Origin of the sequence: Methylobacterium sp. WL116, assembly GCF_008039455.1 — a bacterium.
Lineage (GTDB): Bacteria > Pseudomonadota > Alphaproteobacteria > Rhizobiales > Beijerinckiaceae > Methylobacterium.
The window spans coordinates 1-6521 of the sequence record NZ_VRUV01000251.1 but is presented as its reverse complement, the minus strand read 5'-3'; the positions used below and the strand labels follow the sequence as shown (position 1 = coordinate 6521).

At 70.9% G+C, this 6521-nt stretch carries 7 protein-coding genes and 1 pseudogene; 7 read left to right on the top strand and 1 reads right to left on the bottom strand.

The annotated features are described in order from the left end of the window. Positions 1-565: pseudogene (locus FV223_RS31860) on the bottom strand (flagellar biosynthetic protein FliO); the annotation flags it as partial. Positions 566-828: 263 nt separating this feature from the next. On the opposite strand from FV223_RS31860, the gene flgB reads away from it, so the two are divergent. The 7 genes from flgB to FV223_RS17040 form a co-directional block, all read left to right on the top strand. Continuing rightward, on the top strand, positions 829-1233 hold the full coding sequence (flgB, locus tag FV223_RS17070; RefSeq protein WP_147728154.1) for a flagellar basal body rod protein FlgB: 405 nt from the start codon (positions 829-831) through the stop codon (positions 1231-1233). A gap of 35 nt (positions 1234-1268) precedes the next feature. Continuing rightward, positions 1269-1676, top strand: a complete 408-nt coding sequence (gene flgC / locus FV223_RS17065) for a flagellar basal body rod protein FlgC (protein WP_147728153.1) — start codon at positions 1269-1271, stop codon at positions 1674-1676. Between the two features lie 19 nt (positions 1677-1695). Next, entirely contained in the window at positions 1696-2010 is a 315-nt protein-coding gene (fliE, locus tag FV223_RS17060; RefSeq protein ID WP_147728152.1) for a flagellar hook-basal body complex protein FliE, read from the top strand. Positions 2011-2294: 284 nt separating this feature from the next. Next, the gene (fliQ, locus tag FV223_RS17055) at positions 2295-2561 is read left to right on the top strand and encodes a flagellar biosynthesis protein FliQ (RefSeq protein ID WP_147728151.1); all 267 of its coding nucleotides are present in this window, start codon (positions 2295-2297) and stop codon (positions 2559-2561) included. 33 nt (positions 2562-2594) lie between these two features. Then, complete coding sequence (fliR, locus tag FV223_RS17050) at positions 2595-3359, top strand: flagellar biosynthetic protein FliR (RefSeq protein WP_147728150.1); 765 nt, start codon at positions 2595-2597, stop codon at positions 3357-3359. Positions 3360-3412: 53 nt separating this feature from the next. After that, positions 3413-4480 (top strand): flagellar biosynthesis protein FlhB, encoded by a 1068-nt coding sequence (gene flhB / locus FV223_RS17045; protein ID WP_147728149.1) that lies wholly within the window; start codon positions 3413-3415, stop codon positions 4478-4480. Positions 4481-4606: 126 nt separating this feature from the next. Beyond that, a partial coding sequence (locus FV223_RS17040) for a PAS domain-containing protein (protein ID WP_147728148.1) occupies positions 4607-6521 on the top strand: 1915 nt, incomplete at its 3' end.

Sequence of the window (6521 nt, the reverse complement as noted above, 5' to 3'; positions counted from 1 at the left end):
GCGCCGGCGCGTCCGGCCGCGGCCCGGTGACGATCGCCTCGGACGGACGCGCGTCGGGCGTGAGCAGCTCGGGAGCGCGATCCGGGCGGGGTTCGGCCTCGTCGAGGATCGCCGCGTCGAGGGGCGGGACGGAAGCGAGCGCGCCGCCCGGGCCGGACACGGTCGGCGCGAGCACGATCGGCATGGCGAAGTCGGGCCGGAACGCCGCCTGGGCCTGCGTCTCGAGGCCCGGGAAGGGGTCGAGCCCGGCCTCGGCGAGCGGCTCGGCCATCGCCTCGGGGCGCAGGGCCGGATCGCGCTGCTGCCCGCGCTGGATGTGGCGCTCGATCACCACGTCGTTCGGGCCGCCGACGAGCAGCAGATGCTCGACGTTGTCGCGCCGCAGCAGGATCAGCTGGCGCTGCCGGTCGAGCTCGTACACGTCGACGATCCCGAGGCGCGGCTGGCGCGCGCGCTGACCGCCGCGCTTCGCGTCGGCGAGACCGCCGCCGCCGAGCCGGCGCACAACCAGCACGATCACCGTCAGCACCGCGAAGATCACGGCGAAGATGGTGACGTACTGCACGACCGGAGAGCCGTCAGACCCGAACACGGACTGCAACCATTGCACGGACGATACTCTCGTTCTTCACGGGCCCGGGAGGGCCCTACGCAAAACCGCCCCGTCAGTATCACGGCCGGCCCGCCGCCGGGCAATCATCGTTAAGTCTTCGTTAACAGCTTCGCTGCGGCGCCCGGCCGCGGAAACCTTAACCCGGCGTTAACCAAGCGGGCGGCAGATTTTGCCGGGCGGCCGGAGACCGGGCCGCGCGAATCCGGAGCCCCCTCGTGGCCGTCACCGACATGCCGCTCCTGGGAATGCTCCGGACCAAGATGCAGTGGCATCAGGCGCGCCAGAAGCTCCTGGCCGAGAACGTCGCCAACGCCGACATGCCCGGCTTCCGCCCGCGCGACCTGGCGCAGCCGAGCTTCGACCGGTCGACCGGCCTCGCCGCCTCGACCGGGAGCGCGATGACGCTGACCAGCGTCGGGCACATCGCCGCCTCGGGCGACACCGGCGTCGGCGCCGATCCGCGCCGCGTCACCGAGTTCGAGATCCGCCCGAGCGGCAACGGCGTCAACCTCGAGGACGAGATGATGAAGTCCGGCGACAACCAGTCGGACTACCAGCTCGCCGCGTCGATGTACCAGAAGAGCCTCGATGTCCTGAAGATCGCCATCGGCAAGAAGTGATCGCGAGCCGAGACATGATCGGGGAGGCTTGAGCCATGGATTTCACGAAGTCGCTCTCGATCGCCGCCGCCGGCCTGAAGGCCCAGTCCGGCCGGATGCGGATCATCGCCGAGAACATCGCCAACGCGGATTCGGCGCCGCAGACGCCGACCGGCGAGCCGTACCGGCGCAAGATCCCGACCTTCAAGAGCCATGTCGACCGCGAGACCGGCGCCAACCTCGTGGAGGCGGGACGCGTCCGCCGCGACATGACCGCGTTCCGGACCAAGTACGATCCCGGCAACCCGGCCGCCGACGCGAAGGGCGAGGTGCGGATGCCCAACGTCAACGGCCTGATCGAGAACATGGACATGCGCGAGGCCCAGCGCTCCTACGAGGCGAACCTCAACATGGTCACCACCACGCGCAGGATGATCTCCCGCACCCTCGAAATCCTGAAGTAGGCGAAGGCGGGACACGATCATGGCCAGCAGCAACTTCGCGGCCGGCGCCTACGCCGCCGTCCAGAACGTCGGCAGCTTCAAGGGGCCGCCGAAGATCCAGCCGACGCAAGGGGCGGGCAACGACTTCACTCAGCTGCTCGGCCAGGCGCTCGACGGCGTCGGCGATGCCGGCCGCAAGGCCGACGCGCAGGGCCTGGCGGTGGCCGCCGGCAAGGCCAACGTCGTCGACGTGGTCACGGCGGTGGCCGAGAGCGAGACCGCCCTGCAGACCATGGTGGCGGTGCGCGACCGGATGATCTCGGCCTACGAGGAGATCATGCGGATGCAGATCTAGCGCGTCTTCTCCCGCCCCCGGCAGGCCACCGGATTCACGCATCCGACGGTGCCGAAAGGCGCCCGACGACAACGCCCCCGTCATCCCGGGGTTGCGAAGCAGGGCCCGGGATCCAGAAGCCGCCGCGGCGGCAAGCTCGGGCACCGCCGGCGGCTCTGGATCCCGGGTTCGCTGAAGGCGCCCGGGAAAGGCGGCGGCCGAGTCTCGAGGTGCTTCGGAGATGCCTGAACCCGGTCGCCCGTCGCGGGGACTTGGAATTTCGTCAGCAATCGGACCTCGGACACATGACCGGCCTCGCCATCCTCGACGTCGCGCGCGACGGCATCTTCGTCTTCCTCAAGGTCGCCGGGCCGCTGATGCTCGTGGCGCTCGCCGTCGGGCTCGTGGTCTCGCTGGTCCAGGCGCTGACGCAGATCCAGGAGCAGACCCTGATCTACGTGCCCAAGATCGTCTCGGTCTTCGCCGCCCTCCTGCTGATGCTGCCGTTCATGGGCGACGCGCTCGCCGGCTACATGACCCGCATCGCCGCGCGCATCGCCGCCGGCCAGTGAGACGGGGCGGGCGGCCGGCTGCTATGACGCGCCATGAACCTGCTCCTGCCCGGGATCGCGGCGGCCTACCTGCTGACCTTCGCCCGCGTCGGCACGCTGATCATGCTGATGCCGGGCATCGGCGAGCAGTCGGTCTCGCCGCGCATCCGGCTGTCCTTCGCCCTGCTGGTCTCGCTGCTGCTGTTCCCGATGGTGAGGCCGCTGCTGGCGGTGGGCCCCGACGCGATCGGCGCGCCCCGGCTGATCGGCCTGCTGTTCTCGGAGACGCTGGTCGGGCTGGTGATCGGGCTGACCGTGCGGATGATCCTCGCCGCGCTCCAGACCGCGGGCCTGATCGTCTCGCAGCAGCTCGGCCTGTCCTACGCCATGACCGTCGACCCGGCGCAGGGCGGCCAGCAGCCGGCGCTCGGCAACTTCCTGTCGCTGCTCGGCATCACGCTGATCCTCGCGGCCGACCTGCACCACGTGGCGCTCGACGCGATCTCGCGGAGCTACGCGGTGCTGCCGCCGCAGGCGGTGCCGGCCTTCGGCGATGCGGCGACGCTGGCGCTGAAGGCGGTCGGCCGCGGGTTCACCCTCGGCGTCCAGATCGCCTCGCCGTTCATCGCCTTCGGCATCCTGTTCAACCTCGGCCTCGGGGTGCTGTCGCGGCTGATGCCGCAGCTGCAGGTGTTCTTCGTCGCGGTGCCGGCCTCGGTGCTGATCGGCATGCTGATCCTGTTCGGCTCGCTCGGCGTGATGATGACCGTGTTCCTGGACGACCTCGGCCGCTACCTGCTCGAGTTCGCCGGGCGGTGACCACGACGACGCACAGCCGCCGCGGCCCCGGCCAGGTCGGGAGCCGTTGACCCATGGCCGAGGGGACCGAGCAGGAAGACAAGACCGAGGAGCCGACCCAGCGCCGGCTCGATCAGGCGATCGAGCAGGGCAACGTCGCGACCAGCGCCGAGATCAACACCTTCGCGATCCTGGCCGCCTTCACCCTGGCGCTGATGATCGCCGGGCCGGGCATCGCCCGCGGCCTGCTCGCCGAGATGCGCGGCTTCCTGATGAACGCCCACGCGGTCCCCGACGACCCGCACGCCATGGCGGGGATCGCCGGCCGCACCCTGACGATCTGGTTCCAGGCGCTCGCGGTCCCGGTCGGGCTCGTCGCGGTGGCGGGGCTGGCCGCCGGCCTGCTGCAGCACCCCCTGGTCTTCACCACCGAGACGCTCGGGCCGAAGTTCGAGCGGATCTCGCCGATGGCCGGCGCCAAGCGCATCCTCGGGCTCGAGGCGCTGTTCCAGTTCGGCAAGGGGCTCGCCAAGATGGCGGTCGTCGGGGTGGTGGTCGGCACCGTGCTGTGGCGCGACCGCGACCGGCTCGAGGTGTTCGCCCGCCTCGATCCGGCGGCCTGCCTCAGCGCGATCCTCGGCATCAGCGTCAAGCTGCTCGGCGGCGTGCTCGCCATCCATCTCGTGATCACGATGGCCGACGCCCTGTACCAGCGCTACCGCTGGCGCCAGCGCCTGCGCATGTCCAAGGAGGAGATGAAGCAGGAGATGAAGGAATCGGACGGCAACCCCGAGGTGAAGGGCCGGATGAAGCAGATCCGGATGCAGCGGGTGAAGAAGCGGATGATGGCCGCCGTGCCGACCGCCACGGTGATCATCACCAACCCGACCCACTACGCGGTGGCCCTGCGCTACGAGGCCGGCATGGGCGCGCCGGTCTGCGTCGCCAAGGGCGTCGACTCCCTGGCCTTCCGCATCCGCGAGCTGGCCAAGGCGCACGACGTGCCGGTGCTGGAGAACCCGCCGCTCGCCCGCGCGCTGCACGCCACCGTGGACATCGACGAGGCGATCCCGGCCGAGCACTACAAGGCGGTCGCCGAGGTGATCGGCTTCGTGATGCGCCTGCGCCGCCGGGCCGCCTGACGGGTCCGTACGCACGGTTTGTCCACCTTCCTCCGTCAGGCTTCGCCGCGACCGACCGGAAGACAGCCCTTGCCGATCGGCGGCGTGAAGGCATAACCGGTCCTTCGTTTCTGGATTCAAGGCCCGATGGCGGATCTGAGTGGACCCACGCCCGCGGTTTCGGGCTCGATCGACCGGTCGGAACGGCCCGGGCGGGTCGGATTGCTGCTCGTCCTCGCCGGGCTGCTGGTCGGGGCGGCGATAGGCCTGTCGTTCGTGGCCAACGAGCAGGCGCAGTCGCTGATCATCTGGCTGCTGGCGCTGCTGGCCATGGCCGGCGTGTTCTTCCTGTTCGCGATGGCGATCGGCGCGATCCAGCTCAGCGGGCAGGGCGGGCGCGACGACATCACCAAGGCGATCGTCGACGCCGCCCCCGAGGCGACCGTCGTGGTCGAGGAGGGCGGCCGGCTGATCTACGCCAACGAGGCCTATCTCCACGTCGCGGGCGGCGACAGCTTCTCGACGCTGCGCCCGGTCGAGCGGATCTTCGTCGGCTCGCCGGAGGTGTCGGAGGCGATCTACCGCCTGTCCCAGGGCGCCCGCGACGGGCGCAGCCACGCCGAGGAGGTGCGGATGTCGCCGCCGCCGGCGGCGAGCGCCAGGGGGCGCGACTTCGCCTGGTACCGCATCCAGGTCCGCCCGCTTCCGCGGCCGGGACGGGCCGCCTCGCTGTGGACGGTCAGCGACATCACCGCCGAGCGCGAGCGCCAGGAGAACGTCTTCCAGGAACTCCAGCACGCGATCGACTACCTCGACCACGCGCCCGCCGGCTTCCTCTCGATCGATCCGACCGGGGCGATCGTCTACATGAACGCGACGCTGGCGGCCTGGCTCGGCTACGACCTCGCGGTCGTCGGCCCCGGCGGCCCGCACCTCTCCGAGATCGCGCCCGCCGCCGACGCGCTGATCCAGAATGCCGGGCTCCCCGGCGAGGTCCGCACCGACCGGTTCGACCTCGACCTGCGCCGCCGCAACGGCCACCCGATGCCGGCGCGGCTGTATCACCGCGTCGCCTTCGGCAAGGACGGCAAGCCCGGCGCGTCGCGGACCTTCGTCATCAACCGCTCGGCCGGGGCCGAGAGCGACGAGCCGCAGCGCGCCGCCGAGGTGCGGCTCGCGCGCTTCCTCAACAACTCGCCGATCGCGATCGCGACGCTGGACCGCTCCGGCCGGATCGCGCGGGCGAACGCCTCGTTCGCGCGCCTGTTCGGCACCCTGCCGCGGCACGCGGTGGCCGATTCGGCCGCCGGCGCCGAGGAGCCGAACGTCGCCGAATCGGTGGTCGAGCGCGACCGCCCGGCCCTCGATGCAGCGCTCGCCAAGGCGGCGAGCGGGCTCTCCGAGATCGAGCCGATCGAGGTGATGCTGATGGGCAATGCCAACCGCTCGGCGCGGGTCTGGCTCAGCCCCGCCGGCGGGGAGGGCGCTCCGGGCCAGGAGCCGGAGGAGGCCGATCGCGAGCCGCTGATCCTCTACGCCCTCGACACCACGGCCCAGCGCCAGCTCGAGCAGCAGATCGCCCAGACCCAGAAGATGGACACCGTCGGCCAGCTCGCCGGCGGCATCGCGCACGACTTCAACAACGTCCTCCAGGCGATCATCGGCTACTCGGACCTGCTGCTCGCGAGCCACAAGCCGACCGATCCGGCCTTCCAGGACATCATGCAGATCAAGCAGAACGCCAACCGGGCGGCGGGCCTCGTGCGCCAGCTCCTGGCGTTCTCCCGCCGCCAGACGCTGCGCCCGGAGGTGATGAACGTCGGGGAGGCGCTCTCGGAGCTGACGCTGCTGCTGAAGCGCCTGCTCGGCGAGCGGGTCGGGCTCGACCTCAAGCATGGGCGCGACATCTGGCCGGTGAAGGCCGACGTGAACCAGTTCGAGCAGGTGATCGTGAACCTGGCGGTCAACGCCCGCGACGCGATGCCCGGCGGCGGCCGCCTTGTAGTGCTCGGCCGGGATCGCCTCGTCGATGTCCACGGTGGCGTGCAGCGCGCGGGCGAGC